Source organism: Nocardia sp. NPDC056541, from assembly GCF_042794235.1.
Classification (GTDB): domain Bacteria; phylum Actinomycetota; class Actinomycetes; order Mycobacteriales; family Mycobacteriaceae; genus Nocardia.
In genome coordinates this window covers 14,603-30,865 of record NZ_JBHTUD010000031.1, presented here as the reverse complement: position 1 = coordinate 30,865, position 16,263 = coordinate 14,603, and the positions used below count along the sequence as shown (strand labels likewise).

General features: G+C 63.1%; 15 protein-coding genes and 1 tRNA gene. 9 read left to right on the top strand and 7 right to left on the bottom strand.

The annotated features are described in order from the left end of the window. Nucleotides 1-200: 200 nt before the first annotated feature. Nucleotides 201-449, bottom strand: a complete 249-nt coding sequence (locus tag ACFQ9R_RS32885) for a phage tail protein (RefSeq protein ID WP_378996422.1) — start codon at nucleotides 447-449, stop codon at nucleotides 201-203. Nucleotides 450-1,122: 673 nt separating this feature from the next. On the opposite strand from ACFQ9R_RS32885, the gene ACFQ9R_RS32880 reads away from it, so the two are divergent. The 7 genes from ACFQ9R_RS32880 (at nucleotide 1,123) to ACFQ9R_RS32850 (ending at nucleotide 7,366) form a co-directional block, all read left to right on the top strand. Continuing rightward, nucleotides 1,123-1,683, top strand: a complete 561-nt coding sequence (locus ACFQ9R_RS32880) for a ricin-type beta-trefoil lectin domain protein (protein WP_378996420.1) — start codon at nucleotides 1,123-1,125, stop codon at nucleotides 1,681-1,683. Nucleotides 1,684-3,088: 1,405 nt separating this feature from the next. Next, nucleotides 3,089-3,337, top strand: a complete 249-nt coding sequence (locus ACFQ9R_RS32875) for a hypothetical protein (protein ID WP_378996418.1) — start codon at nucleotides 3,089-3,091, stop codon at nucleotides 3,335-3,337. Between the two features lie 224 nt (nucleotides 3,338-3,561). After that, complete coding sequence (locus ACFQ9R_RS32870; protein WP_378996416.1) at nucleotides 3,562-3,873, top strand: hypothetical protein; 312 nt, start codon at nucleotides 3,562-3,564, stop codon at nucleotides 3,871-3,873. A gap of 681 nt (nucleotides 3,874-4,554) precedes the next feature. After that, complete coding sequence (locus ACFQ9R_RS32865) at nucleotides 4,555-4,926, top strand: hypothetical protein (RefSeq protein ID WP_378996414.1); 372 nt, start codon at nucleotides 4,555-4,557, stop codon at nucleotides 4,924-4,926. Then, entirely contained in the window at nucleotides 4,907-5,425 is a 519-nt protein-coding gene (locus ACFQ9R_RS32860; protein WP_378996412.1) for a DUF6879 family protein, read from the top strand. Before ACFQ9R_RS32865 ends, ACFQ9R_RS32860 begins: the two co-directional genes overlap by 20 nt. Further along, nucleotides 5,422-6,258 (top strand): helix-turn-helix domain-containing protein, encoded by an 837-nt coding sequence (locus tag ACFQ9R_RS32855; protein WP_378996409.1) that lies wholly within the window; start codon nucleotides 5,422-5,424, stop codon nucleotides 6,256-6,258. The genes ACFQ9R_RS32860 and ACFQ9R_RS32855 overlap by 4 nt, the downstream gene beginning before the upstream one ends. A gap of 172 nt (nucleotides 6,259-6,430) precedes the next feature. Further along, nucleotides 6,431-7,366: a restriction endonuclease gene (locus ACFQ9R_RS32850; protein ID WP_378996407.1), complete on the top strand. Its 936-nt coding sequence runs from the start codon at nucleotides 6,431-6,433 to the stop codon at nucleotides 7,364-7,366. A gap of 137 nt (nucleotides 7,367-7,503) precedes the next feature. Here ACFQ9R_RS32850 and ACFQ9R_RS32845 read toward each other — a convergent pair whose 3' ends face one another. The 4 genes from ACFQ9R_RS32845 to ACFQ9R_RS32830 form a co-directional block, all read right to left on the bottom strand. After that, on the bottom strand, nucleotides 7,504-8,145 hold the full coding sequence (locus ACFQ9R_RS32845; RefSeq protein ID WP_378996405.1) for a hypothetical protein: 642 nt from the start codon (nucleotides 8,143-8,145) through the stop codon (nucleotides 7,504-7,506). A gap of 786 nt (nucleotides 8,146-8,931) precedes the next feature. Continuing rightward, entirely contained in the window at nucleotides 8,932-9,606 is a 675-nt protein-coding gene (locus tag ACFQ9R_RS32840) for a hypothetical protein (RefSeq protein ID WP_378996403.1), read from the bottom strand. 207 nt (nucleotides 9,607-9,813) lie between these two features. Further along, nucleotides 9,814-11,817: an AAA family ATPase gene (locus ACFQ9R_RS32835; protein WP_378996401.1), complete on the bottom strand. Its 2,004-nt coding sequence runs from the start codon at nucleotides 11,815-11,817 to the stop codon at nucleotides 9,814-9,816. Between the two features lie 430 nt (nucleotides 11,818-12,247). Beyond that, complete coding sequence (locus ACFQ9R_RS32830) at nucleotides 12,248-12,637, bottom strand: hypothetical protein (RefSeq protein WP_378996399.1); 390 nt, start codon at nucleotides 12,635-12,637, stop codon at nucleotides 12,248-12,250. Nucleotides 12,638-12,762: 125 nt separating this feature from the next. On the opposite strand from ACFQ9R_RS32830, the gene ACFQ9R_RS32825 reads away from it, so the two are divergent. Together ACFQ9R_RS32825 and ACFQ9R_RS32820 are read left to right on the top strand one after the other, a co-directional pair. Beyond that, nucleotides 12,763-13,338: a helix-turn-helix domain-containing protein gene (locus ACFQ9R_RS32825; RefSeq protein WP_378996396.1), complete on the top strand. Its 576-nt coding sequence runs from the start codon at nucleotides 12,763-12,765 to the stop codon at nucleotides 13,336-13,338. A 129-nt stretch (nucleotides 13,339-13,467) separates the two neighbouring features. Further along, nucleotides 13,468-14,775, top strand: a complete 1,308-nt coding sequence (locus ACFQ9R_RS32820; protein WP_378996394.1) for a tyrosine-type recombinase/integrase — start codon at nucleotides 13,468-13,470, stop codon at nucleotides 14,773-14,775. Nucleotides 14,776-14,869: 94 nt separating this feature from the next. On the opposite strand, the gene ACFQ9R_RS32815 is transcribed toward ACFQ9R_RS32820, so the two are convergent. After that, nucleotides 14,870-14,942, bottom strand: a tRNA-Thr gene (locus ACFQ9R_RS32815). A gap of 58 nt (nucleotides 14,943-15,000) precedes the next feature. Then, nucleotides 15,001-16,200, bottom strand: coding sequence for a DNA polymerase III subunit delta' (locus ACFQ9R_RS32810; RefSeq protein WP_378996391.1), 1,200 nt, complete (start codon nucleotides 16,198-16,200; stop codon nucleotides 15,001-15,003). Nucleotides 16,201-16,263 lie beyond the last annotated feature (63 nt).

Below are 16,263 nucleotides of genomic sequence, written 5' to 3'. Positions count from 1 at the left end.
GCACAGCGTAGACCGAAGAAGACCACCCGATCGGCACACATCCGGCCATGCCGCTATCGCGTTCAGCCCACGGCGTACAAGGACTGGTTCACCTACAGCAAGGGCGGGCACCGGAACTTTCCGATACCCGCCCTGCACTATTCAGTGGGTATGTAGAGAACGGTCGCCGGCCAGTACCCGCGCCGCTGAAACCTCCGCGTCTACGGGCGCTGGGGGTAGATGCCCTCGGTGGCGATGGCGTAGAGGAGGTTGTCGCCGAGCGTCTCACCGGCAGCCTTGAGATTCGGCAGGGCGAAGGTCGTCCTGCCGTCGCCACCGAACTTGTTGCCGATCAAGCTGAACAGCGCCTGGTGGTCGGAGACCTTCAGGATGTCCCCATTGCACGGGTACCAGCCCTGCGGTGTCCAGCCGTAAGTGAAGATCGAGATCTGACCGAGAATTGGATCCATGTGCTGAAAAGTCCTCTCATACAACGGATGTGAAGATCGGACGACCGCGTCTGTGCGGTCGCACATGTTTTACCGCAGCCCTCGGCCCGGTCACAAACTCCGCCGCCACACCCCCTTCGCAACCCGCTCCGCGCCGGGAACCTCGGCATGTTGTCGCCCGGGCAGACCACCGCTGTCGATATTCGAAGTCGTCTTCTGCGATGTAGGGAGTCCATTTCAGCCGAGGGGTCGATCAACGATCTGCAGCTGAGGTGACCGACTTCCCGGTCATCGCCGTGCACTATCCGGAACACGATCAGCGCGACGAAGGTCACCGAGGCAGAGCAGGTCAGAGCTGGTTTCAGCCACGACCCGATAGGTCGAATTCGGGGTTGCGTGGTGCGCGTGGTCGGCCGCTTGGCCCGCGCCGTGCACCACGTACGCGGTTCCTTGCCCGCCGGTCCCAGTTCGGCTGGCGGAGTCTGCTCACCCTTGTGCGGCGCAGCCCGCACCAGTGCCGCGGGTAACTCACCGTCCCCGAGGATGTTCGCACCTCGGGGAAATCTCGTGCCCAGGCACCCTCGTACGAAAGCGTTCATTAAGAATCCGACATTCCGCGCTGGCTACATTTCCCTCATCGAAGTCGGAAAAATCCGCTGCAGCAAGGCAATTCGCGCCGATAGGCGGATGCGCCATGAAGGGAATACCAGTGAAGAATCCACTTTCTGCCGGGGTAGTACGTGCGGGACGTAATCGGCCCGAGCGCTCGGCTCGACGACTCGTCGGCCTGCTCGGCCGGGGGGCCGTCGTAGCTGCCGCGGCCATGATGGTGTTCGCGCCTGCCAGCTCGGCCGGGGCCGGCATCACAATGCCCAACGGCCTGAATGAACGCGTGTGTCTGGATGCGCTGACCCGCGACGGGCGCACGCTCACCGGAGTCGTCCAGGTATGGGCCTGCAACAACGGAGCGCAGCAGCGGTGGATCCCCGGCCCCAACGGCAGTCTGCGCAACGCTCTCGATGAACGCCTGTGCCTGGACGCGCTGACCCGCGACGGGCGCACGCTCACCGGAGTCGTCCAGGTATGGGCTTGCAACGGCGGCGCGCAGCAGCGGTGGATCGCCGGGCCCAGCCACAGCCTGCGCAACGGCCTGAATGATCGCCTGTGCCTGGACGCGCTGACCACCAACGGCCATACGCTCACCGGGCGGGTCCAGGTGTGGTCCTGCAACAACGGAGCACAGCAGCAATGGTGACGTCGAGATGCGCGTGCGAGATCGGCTTCAACGGCGCGCAACGTGCCCGATCTCGACCGAACGGACACTGACCAGTCGATGCGCAGGCTGCGCGAGATACCAGGCGTCTGTTCCGTCCGCGACCCGGGACCGGTTGGTTCGGCTCGCATCTCGCGGCGCTCGAGAAGGCGCAGCGCGCCGAGTTCCTGGCGCTGGGTGCCGCGTGTCGGACGACCGCCCGATTGCCACGCACGCGGACGAATCGAAGGCGGCGGGGGCCGCTCTGAACCGGTGAGCCGCAGGACGGATTTCCCGCCGGTTGGCACACTGAAACGAGAGAGGCCCTCCCCGGCGAACCGGAAAGGGCCTCTGAGCTGGAGCCGCCTGGGGGAATCGAACCCCCGACCTTTTCATTACGAGCAAGCTAGAAACCGTGCTCGGCAGTGATCCGGGGTACCCCGCCTGTCCGTCCCTACGCAGGTAGACACCGGTTTCGATGCTCCCCCGTGCCCGGCCGTCATCGTGCGTTTGTGACCACATCGTGTGCACACTTATCCCCCATACGGGCCGGAGGACACGATGCTGTACATGGGTGGGGTGGCCCCAGGATCATCGTCGCTGACCTCGGGCCAGTGAACATCTCGCATCATTCCCGCCAGAAACTCCGTGGTCACTGTCCACCGATCACCCTTGGCGATCTCTTGAAACGCGTGGCACAACCGAGTAGCCCGAGGCAGCGAACCCAAGAAACTGTCATCGAGGCGAACCGTCTTAACTATCCAGCTGGCGGTCGCTCGATCCAGATGGGCAAGCAAGTCCTTGGCTGTGATCACCCACGCCCAGTGACAGAACCAGGGCTGCAATCGTAGAGGCAACGGCGACGACTTCACATGCGCAGTGAGCGCACCCCACGTCCGAGTATCACGGCAACACGCTTGGCACGTTCTGTCAGAGCAAGAGCCGATCGAACATGGCCGGTACTCCGGTGTGTGCACGGCGACGGGCTGAGCAAGAAAGAGATACATGACGGGGTACGGCAGGCGCGCGTAATCGCTGAGCTGGGTTCTTTTGATCTCGATGCGCCACGGAGCCTCCGGATCAAGCGACTCGTTGCTGCTCACAGCTTTGCACTCGAACACGCCGAAGCGAGCACGCTCGCCGTAGAGAACATGATCGGCCGAGCTGTCGAACTGCGCAGGTGACCAGATCAATGCGTACGGGTCGTGTCGAACGAGCTCAGCCGCGAGCAACGAGTCGATCGTTCGCTCCGGTATGAGCCTCTCGTGTGATCCCATCTGCCCCTCTCCCAGTGTCGAACCAATCATCCCGGTCGCGCCCCCGAAGATCACGGCTTCCTACAGATTCGGCAGACGGCGGCGTCCGGTCTCTTACGGTCCTCCCACCCCGATCGAAAGGACCCCGGACCATGACCACCAAGGCCACACCCACCGAATCGCTCACCACCAAGCAGGTTGCCGAAGCGCTGGGCACCGACGCGAAGACGCTGCGGGTGTTCCTCCGCGCCTCGAACGACTACACGGCGGTGGGGTCCGGCAAGCGATACGCGTTCTCCACCAAGGATGTTGGCACCATGAAGACCCGGTTCACGAAGTGGTCCAAGGAGCGCGAATCCGCCAAGGCCGAAGCGGCGAAGGTGTCCACACCCACCGAGTGACCACCACCCCGGTTCGACGGCCCCTGCATCTCCGGATGTGGGGCCGTTTTGCAGCCCGCACCGTGGTGACCTGACGGGATCGGCCCCCACCACCACATGCCCCGAAACGGTAAGAGCCGCCCAGGATTCGACCTAGGCGGCCCTGTTCGTGGGGTGTGGCGGGTCATCGGCCCCCGGATTGGTTGCGGGTCCGCTCCGCCGTTGTGACGCATCCTTGAACCTTCGTGCCGTACTCGTCTCCGGCGCTGGCGATCTTCCGGCCGTCCGGCAAGGTGGTCCGCTTGCGGGCATCGCTGGACAGCGCGTACACCGCAGCACCTCGAACGATCCACACGTCCGCGCTGGATACCTTCGTTGTCCCCTGCATGATGTTCGCGCCGACGTACACCACACCACCCAGAGCAGTGACCGCGAACGTATCGGCCAACGTGTCGGCGGGATTCGTGAACGCGGCTGAGATCGTCCCCACCGCATCGGCCGATGCCGGTTGGCATCCGGACGGGATCGGCGCGGAGGTGCGCACAGTGGTCGACTGAGGGGTCGGTGTCGTCACCACCACGGGCCGTGTCGTTGTCGGCGGCGGCGGTGTGGGGTCGGCGGTCGCAGCACAACCGGTCAATGCGATGGCGAAAGCAGCGAGCACGGGACGGCGGATCATGAGTTCCTTCTGACTGGACGCTGCGGCCATGCCGAGTGGTGCGGGTGAAGTCTGACCGGCGGAAGCACGAGCGTGGTTTCGGCTGGGGTGGTGAGGTATTCGACGCTGTGCCGACCGAGCGGGCGTGGTGTGGTGCGCCGACGACGACCGAGCAGGAAGCCCAGCGCGAACGACGCGAGAACCGCTGTTGCGAACAGGATTACGACCACAGCGACTCACAAGGTAGTGGCGGCATGTCGTCGCGGACCTCGTCATCAATCAACACTGGAACGCCGAGCCATTCCCCTACGTCTTTGGCGTAGAGGCCGGCCTGCTCCCTACCGGCGGTGTAGTTGAATACGAGCGACCCGAACTCGATACGCACATGGCACTGATCATCCGACACGCCAAGCCCTTTCGATTGGCTCTGAGCCGGGTGAACGACAGGTGTCAAGCTCACCCGGCCCATTGCGAATGACGGTATGAACCAGCCCGCGAAAATCTGAACAGGATTTCTCTAGATTTCTCGCTGGTACGATTTCTGTTGACCAGTTTCTGCTGGTGCCTGACCATCGATCGCATGGAAGAAATCGTGCGAAACGCACCACTGGAAGACACACCGTTGCGCCTAACGTTCCTGGGCAAGAACACACAGAACGGCGGAAGCCCAACGCTATTCGCCTCGAACCGAGGTACGTACATCATCCAGGGATGGCGGGTACAGGGACACGACGACCGCGTGGAGATCCCGCACCGGCTGCTTGCCCACACCCACCCCGGAACGTGCGTCGGCGCAGCGTTGGAGGACACCGGACGGGGCACGTTCCTCGTATCGGGTGATCCGGTGACCGACGTTGGAGCGTTGGCAGAAATGAACACCCCGGACCACGAGACCAGCATCGAGGTCCCTGTCGGACAGGAGATTTGGGTTCATGCACCTGCTGCAAGGTGAGGAGATCGACAACCTCCTCCGCTCCTGCGAACACAGCGCGTACCACCTCGAAGTACTCGATACGTACGAGACGCCCGAGGAGGCAGAACCCTTCAACAAGTTCTTGACGGGTGAGCCCGACGACTACGCATGGGGCACTGACTGGTGGAATCTGATTCGTGAGGTCACCAGCACCGGCCGTTCTGTGCGGCGTGCGCGCATCGTCACGGAGCCACACGTCGACTACACCCGCTGGGGGCTGGTCGTCGCGGAACAGAACATCGCCGTGGGCGAGGAGATCCGGTACCTCCCCCGGCACCAGATCGACCCGGCCGAACTGACCACCGACGATTTCTGGCTGATCGATGACCGGGCGCTCGCGTTCACCGTCTTCGAACCGTCAGGGCGCTACGCCGGTTGGGCCATCAGTCACGACCCGGTGATTGTCGATCACGCCCGTACGGTGTGGAACCGAGTGTGGGACACGGCCGTCCCCCACGCTGACTACGTCAAGGCGTGACCACCACCGCGAAAGAGGCCCGCGAGGCGTTTGGTGAGCGCCTGCGTAACCTCCGCAAGGATGCGGGGCTGACCGGTAGGCAACTCTCCGAGCTTGCCGGTTGGCCCCCTTCGAAGGTCTCGAAAATCGAGTACGGCAGGCAGGTGCCGACCGATGACGACGTACGCGTCTGGTGCATCCACACCCGCAGTGCGGACCAGGTGCCGGACCTCATCGCCAATCTGCGCAACGTCGAAACCGCGTACCTCGAATGGCGGCGGATGCGCCTGCCGCACAGGCAGAAACAGTCGATTGCGTCCGAGGCCAAAACGAACCTCATGCGGTGGTACGAACCCGTCCTCGTGCCGGGCCTGTTGCAGACGCCGCCCTACGCCGAGGCGATCCTCCGCACGGTGCTCGACTTCTGCGACGAACCCGAATCCGATATCGACGAGTCACTCGCTGCGCGCCTGGAACGGCAGCAGGTGTTGTACCGAGGCAATCATCGGTTCTATTTCATGCTCGCCGAGCAAGTCCTCCACACCCGTGTCGGCACCGCGGACTTGATGCTCGAACAGATGGACCGGTTGCTCACCGCGATGTCTCTGCCGCGTGTGGTCTTGGGCATCGTGCCGTCGGCGCACCGGTACACCACACCCACCAACAACTTCATCATGTTCGACACCCGCATGGTCCAGGTCGAGACCGTCACGGCCGAACTCACGATCACCCAACCCAGCGAAATCGCGTTGTACGACAAGGCATTCCACCGGCTCAAAGATCAAGCTGCTCACGGCAAGGATGCCCGCGCGATGATCGCTGCGGCCATGGACGCCCTGCGGACCGATTCCTGAGCCGCCTCAGCAGGCCGTGGGGCCATCGGGGGCATACCCGGCACCCATCGGCCCCGGCAGGCCACCCACGGCCCGAATAGCCGCTGCTATCGCGTGAACGTGCGGGATCACCGGGGCCGGATCAACCGGCGAAGGCCAGAAATCCCAGATGATCGTCCCGTATCCTCGATCAGTGCCGATACGCACCAACCTCTTTCAGACGGTCGTCGCAGTGATCCATCAGCACCTCGCCGATGGTGCATCGATCGAAGAACCTGCGATGCTGACGAACCGACTCACCGGCAAGAAGCGTGAAGTCGATGTGGTCTTACGTTCCAAGGCCGCCGGTCATGAGTTCGTGATCGGCATCGAGGCGACATCACGGCAGCGCGGCCCCGTGTCGGCACAATGGGTCGAGGGGATGATCGGCAAGCACAAGAACCTCCCGACCGACAAAGTCATCCTCGTGTCGGAGAGCGGCTTCACGGACCAAGCGCGGGACCTCGCGCTCAAGGAGTACATGGTCCCGATCTCGCCCGAGACTCTTGGTGACGGAGATCCGACGTTCCGGATCGTGAACGCCGTTCGATCCCTCTGGCCCAAGCAGGTCGACCTGACACCCGAGAGTGCTCGGGTATGGGTCGATCGTCCGGGCGAAGGCGTGAAGTGGTTCCGCGCCCCTCATAACTTGGATGTGTTGGCCGAGGACGATTCCCTGACTTCACTCGAAGCGGTCGCGGGTGCGGTCATCCAGGGCGGTTGGACTCAGATAATGGACCAGATCGACCTGGCGAACATCGCGGAGGATGTGGACGGAACGGCCGTCATCAGCGTCGGTCCTGCGTGGACGATCAAGGTAGACGGCGAAGAACAGTCGCTATATGCCCGCTACGGCAACACGTCGGAACGACACCGAATCGACGCCATCGAAATCACAGCCAAGGCAGTAATTCGCGTATCCGAGATCCCGCTACATCATCGACGGCTCACAGAGATCAACGTCAACTACGCCTACGGAGAGGGCTTGGTCGGGGGCACGCCAGCCCTGTTCGTTGCGACGGAGAGCGAAGACGGCGGGACGATGTCCATTCAGCTCAATCCGAAGTACATGCAGAAGCCGGGTTCGTAACGTACACAGGTCGATCGACGCTGACCACACCCTGCACATACCTAACCTGAGGTGGAGCAGGCCGGCCTGGATTTCATGCGGGATTAGGTAGCGTCTCTACTCTTCTGCCCGCGACGGCATCGCCACGGGCAGAGAGGTTATGCGGGTTCGGTCGCGGCAATGGCCTCGTTCAGGATGCGGTCGCGCATCTCAATACCGCGCTCGTGCTTGTCATCCCGTGGGAGAGAACCGATTTCCTCGCGGCGTTCGGGAGTGTGGAGGACGTGGACGGCGGGCTGTCCGTTGCGGGACGCGAAACCCTTCTGACCTTCCTCCACTGCCAGGGCGACGAAATCCGTGGCGGGGTTGAGGAACTGCTCCCGCCACCGGTCGGCGTCGTTCGGCACCGGGGTCTTGCCGACAGTGAGACCGAGCGACTGGCCCCGGTTCATGATGGCGGTCTGCTCCCGCCTGCGATCTTCGAGCAGGGTGAAGAGATACGCGACCGAAACCACGGCGTCGGCGTATGCCCCGCGCAAGTCCGTGAGGTCGGCCCCGGCCATGTGCTCCTCGTAGTCCGCCATGAACGCTTTCACGTCGGCGGCATGTTCGGCCTGGCGTTCCTTCTCCACACCCCGCCGAGCGGCATCGATCTGGAGCTGAGCGAATGATGCTTCCTTGCGGGCCTTTTCGAGCATCGTGGCCGTGACGGTTGTGTCTCCGTCGCGTACCCGCTCTTCGAGATCGATGACGGCCTGAGCGGCGTCCTGGGCAGCCCGTTCGGCGGTTGCGATTGTCATTCGGTCATTCCTTCCATGAGGGTCGACTCCCGCTCGACTGCGGGGAGATCAGCGCGGGGCCGCAGGGGCGGTGTCGGTTCACGCAGCACGACGGCGCTGGGAGGTGCAGCCGGGCGCGGGGGCCTGGTCGCTGCACGGACGATGCTCCGGGGGAACGGGGCCGATGCCTCGGGCTGCAATTCGTCGTTCATTTCGTTTCTTCCTTTCCGATCAGTTTGTCCAACTGACCCGCTTCCTGTGCCTTGACAATCTGTGCGGGCGACATGTCTTTCAAGTCGTCCTCGGTGAGTTGTTCCATGACCTTCCTTCCTATGCGTGACCTAACGAAAAGGTCCATTTGCCCATTACGTAGTAATCGTGAACGGGAAAGACTTAACTATTCTTGGCCCGAGCCCGACGCGCGGCCCGTCGTTTCTCGTTCCGCCGGACACGTTCCGCCCGGACCGTTTGGCAGGTGTCATCGTGGCGGACACGTTCAATTCGGTATCGCCCAGAATCGAGCAACGACACCACCACCTCCGGCGACGAGCAGTCGGCGCACAATTCCTCGTCGGAGACCGACGGGGTTGTGGAGTGCACATGATCGTTGTAATGGCTCATGTCACGCACATCCTCTTCAAGCCATTCGAAGAGAGCGATGTAGAATTCTTCGACCACCATTCGGGTCAAGCTGTATTTTTGTGCAGGCATTTTGCCATTCCTTCATTGCGGGCACTGGGCATAAAACGCGTATTCCATTCTATCGAAATAGGCCATCCTTTCTAATACCTAAAAGGCCCTTACATATCAATCGGATACGGCCCGGTCACGATGCCATTCCCGCCGCCGTTCCCGAAACCGTTCCTTGACTTGCCTCCCTTCTTCCTTTTTCCACGCTGCGACGGCGGTCGGATTCGCCAACTGGTCCGACCCTGGGCAATTGGAGTTGTCGCAGATCCATTCGATCACCCCGCCATGCTTCCCGTCGTCGTCAAGGCGCATCCCGATATACGGCATAGAGCAATCCGAGCAGATTTCCGTATGCTCCACCGACCACACCCCACCGAGCAGATCCCAATAGAATTCATAGTTCCGCGTGATCATTCCGGCATCGACACCGAGCACCACTAGCGCTGGATGTCCCGGCTCTATCCGGCTCATCCATTTACCAAGCCACCCGCTCGCATCCACATACTCTGCGTACCGGCCCAGCATCAGCGCGCGCGGACACTCCCATTCGTGCAGCCTTCGCGATACTTCCAACTCACGGCCGACGACCGGTGTCCGACCCGGATAGAAGACTCTGGGTGGCGCACACGCATCACACAGCATCGACTGCGGGATATTCACCACACCACCCAGTCGCCGTACATCTTGATAAGCGCGGGTGAGATCCGTATCCCCCTCGCTCCTCGGCGTATACATCGTCTCGCGGCCCTTGTCCGGCGCGAAGTTCCGACTAACCCATAATTTCAAAGACATGTCAATCCTTCCATTTCCACACCCCACGATCGGGAGCGTCTATTGCTACATGATTCGATTCCGCGCGGGGGGGGCGACACAATTACAATCAATGCGATCTATGGGGACCATCAATTAAATAGATAGAGAAAAAATGAGGTCGTGTGCGTAGATCCATTGATTGCATTGATCGCATACATGCCGCCCCACGTACGCGGGTGGGTGTGGTCAGGCTTCGGGGATGCGCCACATGAAGACGCCGCCCTTGCCGAACCCCTCACGGAACATTTCCGCCCCTATGCGCTTCCGGGCACGCCGCAACCGGTCCTCGGTGTATCCCCGAGCCTTACCCCGCTCGAATATCTCCGTGGCGGCCACTGGGCCATTGATGATCTGTTCTGTCAGCCACTGATCGACCGGGCTGCCGTTCCCCGCGGACTTGGACGCGATGCCGAGCAACTGCCGCCGGGTGACCTCGGCCTCTCCGTCCCACACCGCGACCGACGTACGGGTTTCGTCTCCATCGTCGGTCGGCACGAATCGGGCCTCGGTGTGGCCCTTCAGGACTGGCACATCACCTGGCGCGTTGTTGTTCTTGCCGTTGAAGAAGAAGAAACCGTTCTCGTCGTCGGGGTCCGCCATCAGACCCAACGTCGCACGTGCAACCTGCGACCACACCAGCGATCCGCTCAGCAGCATTCCCATGTCGCCCTCAGTGCGCTTGTTGAAGTGGGCGATGCCGAGGAATGCGCAATCCGCCTCTGCGGCTAAGCGGTTGATCGGTTCCAGCGCCTTCCGAAGGTCCCGCCCCTTGTCCACATCCACGACATCATCGAGCACAGACACGATGGGGTCGAAGATCACCAGACCGACCTCGTACTCACGGACGGCATCGGCGAACGCCTCGTTGTCGTTCGGCAACATGAGCTGTTCGTCCTCGGCTTCGAAAAACAGAATCCGGTCCAGGTCCGCACCTGCCGCATGAAGACGGGGAACGATCGTGGTGTCCCACGCATCCTCTGTTGCACAGACGATTACGTTCTTCGGCTGTCCGTCGTAGTAGCCATCGGACAATCTGCCATGCGTAACGTCTGCCGCGATCCCGTACGCGACCGAGGACTTGCCCGTTCCCTCTCGGCCGCCCAGCAGCGACAGCGCCCCGAGCGGAATCCGATCCTGCCAGAGCCAGAACAGCTTCTTGATCTTCACGCTTGACGCCCTTCGAATCGTGAGCCCACCACTCGGCCGGTTCATGTCTGTGGATTTCCGCCGCTTCTTCGTTTGGGCTGAGGGCTCAGGCCGGCCTGTCCCCTCCACGTAGGCCTTGTGAATCTGTTTGGTGATCGATGCCTCGGTCCATTTCGCGGGCAGATCCTCACCATCAAGGGTGTGCGCCAAAGCTTGTTTCTTGGACACACCGTGTTCGGCGCACTCCCGCCAGAATTTCCACCACTTGTCGCTCCGGTCGTCGTATTCGGCGACCAACACCCGCCGCACAGCCGCTGGTAGAGCCCGCTGTTTGGCCGTTTCACGGGCTATCGGGGCGGTATCGGCATCATTCCGCCGCGTGGCACGCCCAGGCGCCGTACGGCCCGTGTAGCCGATCGCCTTTTTGAATTCGTCTAGGCCCCAAGCACCTTCGCCGACATCGCGAATCCTGACCGGGCGGCCCTCCGGTCCATGAACGGGCTTGTAACTCCTCATGTATGGGAGCCGGAGCCAGGAGTGCCGGTCCTGTTTGGCATCCGCGCCGACCGCGCGAGTGAGCGTGGTGTTCATCTCCTGCCAGGTATCCGGGTCCATGGCGTCTTCGATGATGAACCAGACGTGTTGGTTCCCCGGTGAGCCCGAATTGATGATCAGGCATCCCTTGCGCTGCAACCGTTTCAGCAGATCCCAGTCCGGGTTCTTGTCCGCATCGATGTCCACCCACAGCACGTGTTGCTCCGGGGCGGGTGTGGCCGTTCGACCGCTGAGCGTCGGGCCGACCTCCGACCACACCCCACCGTTGAAGAACGAACTGTGTCCACCTGCTTGCGCTTTGGTCGCGTCGGCGTACAACCGTTCATGCCCCTCGCGAGTGTTGGGGTACTCGCGGATCGCACCGGGCGTCTTGCCGAACGACGCGACCAGCAACCCATCTGCGCGGAACATTCGCCCGAAGTGGGAGGCCATGATCGACGCGTCTCGGTTGTCGATCGTGCGGCGCATCGCCACGGTTGTTTCGCTCATTTCTGTTGTCCTGTCTCGTGTTTCGCGGCACATGCGGCGCGATCCTCTGGAGTCGCGGGGCGGATGTAATCGGCGGGTGAGGACTTCTCCTGATTGCCCCGCTGAGGGATTGGCGTCCCCTTCCGCTTCCGACGCCGGTTGCACATGCGCACCGCGTAGGCGGTCATCGGGTGGCGGCATCGGGGGTGCTGGTCGGCCTGCTCCGGCACCGGTCGCCGACGACGCTCGCATTGCTTGACGTACCGCAAGGTTTTGCGGTGAAGGCAGTCCCGGTGCTCGGGGTACTTCTCCGGTGCGTCCAGATCCACCGCGTAAGGCGGGGCGTACCGGCAGCCCTCCTCGTGCCAGATCGTTTGGTCGTTGGGCGGGTCGTTGGGGTTGATCCGTTGCCCGCACAACTGACACACCCCATCGGGCGGGAGCGGCGGGATCATGACGCCACACCCCACCGCCGCAGTACCGCGATGATGTCGGCACCGAGCATCGGCCGTCCGTCGACTCGGTATCCCTTGTCCGGATCGATGACCTTGCCCGTGCCCGGATGGACCACGGAGCGCGGTTTCACAACGGGTGAAATCCGGCCGTCGCTGCTGCCGGTAGCGGGCGGTGTGGTCACGTCATGTGCAGACGGTTCGATGCCCAGATACCGCAGCACGTCCGCCGTCGCGACCTTGTATCGTCCGCCGATCTTGCGTACCTGCACGGGGAACTCATCGCCCATTCGCAACGTGTATGCGTGTTGACGGGACAACCCGAGCGCACGCCCCGCTGTCTCGATCCCGATCGCAGCGGGCAATGCCCGAATCTCCTCGATGGTCATTTGACCGGCCATTTTCCATCTCCCAGCTCGTTGTCATGAACACGATTTACGTATGTTCGATGCCAACGGTAACCGGGAGTCATGAATACGTGCAACTATTCTTCATATACGGTATTGTCTGTTGCATGACAACCAAAGACCCAGGTCAAGTGGTAGGACTGAACTTGAAACGTGTCCGGGTGAAGGCAGGCGAGAGCCAGTCGGAGTGCGCTCAACGCGTGTCGGCGTTCGGCCTCAACTGGGCACAGAGTCATGTCTCCGCGTATGAGAGTGGCAAGAAAGCATCCGCCCCAATCGAAGAGTTGTTGATCCTGTCCCGCATCTACGGCGTCCAGCTCCACGAGTGGTTCGAGGGCGAGGGCGAAGTCGCATTGACCAAGAGCTTCGCAATCGGTCGCGACGAGATGCGAGATGCGTTGCAAGGGAAGGGAAAGCGTCTCAAGTCACGGCCTGTCGACTTCACCAACGACGTACGGCTCCCCGCCGACGAGAGCATTGCCACTCGCCTCGACATCGAGCGCGATGAGGCAATTCGGATCGCACGGAAACTGTGGGGCCACACCGCGACCGAGGAACGCGACAAGCGGCTGGCTCACCACGGCACCAAAGACCCAGCTGCCATGCGGAACCTTCGTGGCGGCATGACCAAGCGCCTCGCCAACGAGATCAAGTTGCACATGGAGGAGGGTGCCGACAGCTAAACCGGCTCTGCCACAACTGCATAACTGACAACGGACGAGCCGACAGCTCGGCCCGTTGATCAACTACACCCTCATACCCAATGCGCCCCGGCAACGGGGCCATTGTCATTTCTAGGCGAAGGAACTCTGATGGCACAAGGTTCGGTCTACCGGCGGTGCGGGTGCACGACCGTGGACGACAACGGCAAGCGCGTGCAACTCGGCCCCAAATGCCCGAAGCTCAAGCGCCTCAACGGCGCATGGGCCGACCACGGCACGTGGGGCTTCACGATCGGCGTCGTCGGCATGGGTGGGGTACGCAGCCAAGTCCGGCGAGCGGGGTTCGACACCAAGAACGAGGCCGTTGCCGCGATGGATGAAGTGAAGGCCCTTGCCGCGAAAGGCGTTGTGGTCAACGAGAAGATGACCGTGGGCCAGTACCTCGCGGAGTGGATCGACGGCAAGGACGACATCAAGGCGAACACCCATGCCAACTACAAGCGGTACATCGAGAAGGTGTTCGTGCCCCACCTCGGACACATCCGGTTGCGTGACCTCCGGCCCGCCCAGGTCAAGGCGATGTTCGATGCCCACACCCGCCTTGCACCGTCGTCGGCACAACGTATGCGCGCCGTGCTCCGTTCGGCGCTCTCAGACGCTCTCAGGGCCGGTCTTGTGACGGTCAACGCGGCGGCGTTGGTGAAATTGGCCGGTGGCCGGTCACCCCGTGCGCTGGTGTGGACGAAAGCCCGAGAGACGACGTGGCGGTGGGAGGTTGCCGCGCTGGTGGAGAACGGCATGACCGTGGCCCGCGCCCGCCGGTCCGCTCCCCGCCCGTCGTCCTCGATGGTGTGGACCCCGGCGCATCTCGGGGCATTCCTCGATTCGGTGACCGATCATCCGCTGTACGGGTTGTTCTGGATCGCGTCGCACTGCGGGCTGCGTCGGGGCGAGGTGTGCGGGTTGAAGTGGTCCGATCTGGACGACGGAGCGATCACGGTCGAACGCCAACTCGTATGCACGCCAGACGGAATCATCGAAGACACTCCGAAATCCGATGCGTCCGGCCGGTGTGTGTCGGTCGGCAAGGCGGGTGTTCAACTGCTCACCGCGCACCGGTCGGCCCAACGTGCCGAACTGCTGTCGTGGGGTGTGGGCAAGGGATCGGGGTACATGTTCACCACACCCGACGGACAGACGCTCGACCCGCACCGGGTGTCCAAGGAATTCAAGCGGTTGGTTGCCGCTGCGGATCTGCCCCCGATCCGGTTCCACGACCTCCGGCACACGGCCGCATCGCTCATGCTCGCGTCGGGGTCGGACATGAAAATGGTGTCGGAAGTGCTCGGACACTCGGACCTCGCGATCACCGGCAACATCTACGCCAGCGTGTACGACGACGCAAAGGACGCAGCGGTGGAAGCGGTGTCAGCCCTGGTCCCTCGCAAAGCGGTATGACATATCTGCACACAATGTGACCACATGACCGATCTGTGCGATGCACACAAAGAAGCCCCCGACGTGAATCACCACGTCAGGGGCCTTTTTGTTGAGCCGCCTGCGAGAATCGAACTCGCGACCTTTTCATTACGAGTGAAGCGCTCTACCGACTGAGCTAAGGCGGCGTGCCATTTCGGCGACGCGAGTCTATCGCGGGAAGGGGTAGAACGCGAAAACGGGTGGTCAGGTGGTGCGGGCGGTGATGAGGGTGGCGGTCATGGCGGCGATGGCGAAGCGAGGTTTCACGTTGAGGTCGAGGGCTTCGCGGCAGGCCAGGACGGCGTCGATGCTGCGGAGCAGGCCTTCGGGGCGGACGTTGGTGGCGAGGTCGGTGATCTCGTCGGCCATGTCGGGGTGGGTGAGGGTGATGGGGGTGCCGCGGCCGGCGAATCGCATGGCCAGGGCGTCGCGGTACATGCCGGCGATGTCGATGAGGGCGCGATCGAGTGCGTCGCGGCCGGTGCGGGTGGCGCGGGACTTCTGGCGGCGTTCGAGGTCTTTGAGAACGCCCGCCGAACCGCGGGTGGCCGACGCCGAGCCCTTGCCGGTGCCGCCCGCGCCGAGAGCGGTGGCGAGTTCGTCGCGTTCGCGGTCGTCGCGATCGGCGCTCATCAGTTTGGCTTCGTCGTCGGCTGACTTCACCAGTTCGTCGGCGGCGGCGTAGGCGGCGCCGGGGCGCTCGGTCGCGGTGACCAGAGCGAGGGCACGCTTGCGTCGCTGGCGAGAGTCCTCGTCGGTGGCGAGGCGGCGGGCTCGACCGACATGGCCGCCGCTGATCGAAGCAGCCCAGTCGGCGGCCTTCGCGTCGAGTCGGTCGCGCTCGCGCAGGACCTGGGCGATCGCGGGAACGGTCGGTGTCACGAGGTGAACGTGCCTGCACCGCGAGCGCAGGGTGACGGAGATGTCCTCGGGGTCGACGGTGGGAGCACACAGCAGGAACACAGTGCGGTCCGGCGGTTCCTCGACCACCTTGAGCAGCGCGTTGGCGGCCCCCTCGGTGAGGCGGTCGGCATCTTCGACAACCACGACCTGCCAGCGACCGGTGCTCGGGCGACGTGCCGCGATCTGCACGATGGCCCGCATCTCCTTGGTGCTGATGCTCAGTCCCTCGGGGATGATGCGCCGCACGTCACCGTGGGTACCGGCCATCGTGGTGGTGCAGGCATGGCACTGCCCGCACCCGACGGTCTCGGGATCGGTGCATTGCAGCGCCGCCGCGAAACACAGCGCCGCGACAGACCTCCCCGAACCGGGAGGCCCGGTGAACAACCACGAATGCGTCATCGCCCCGGTGACCACACCGGCCCGCGCCGCCTTCGCGGCAGCGGCCAGCTCGGTCTCGACCACGTCCTGGCCGACCAGTCGATCGAAGACACCTGCCACGCGCTACACCCTAGCCGCGGGGTCCGACAGGATTCACCGAGGCCGGGCGGGCGCACGGGCGAG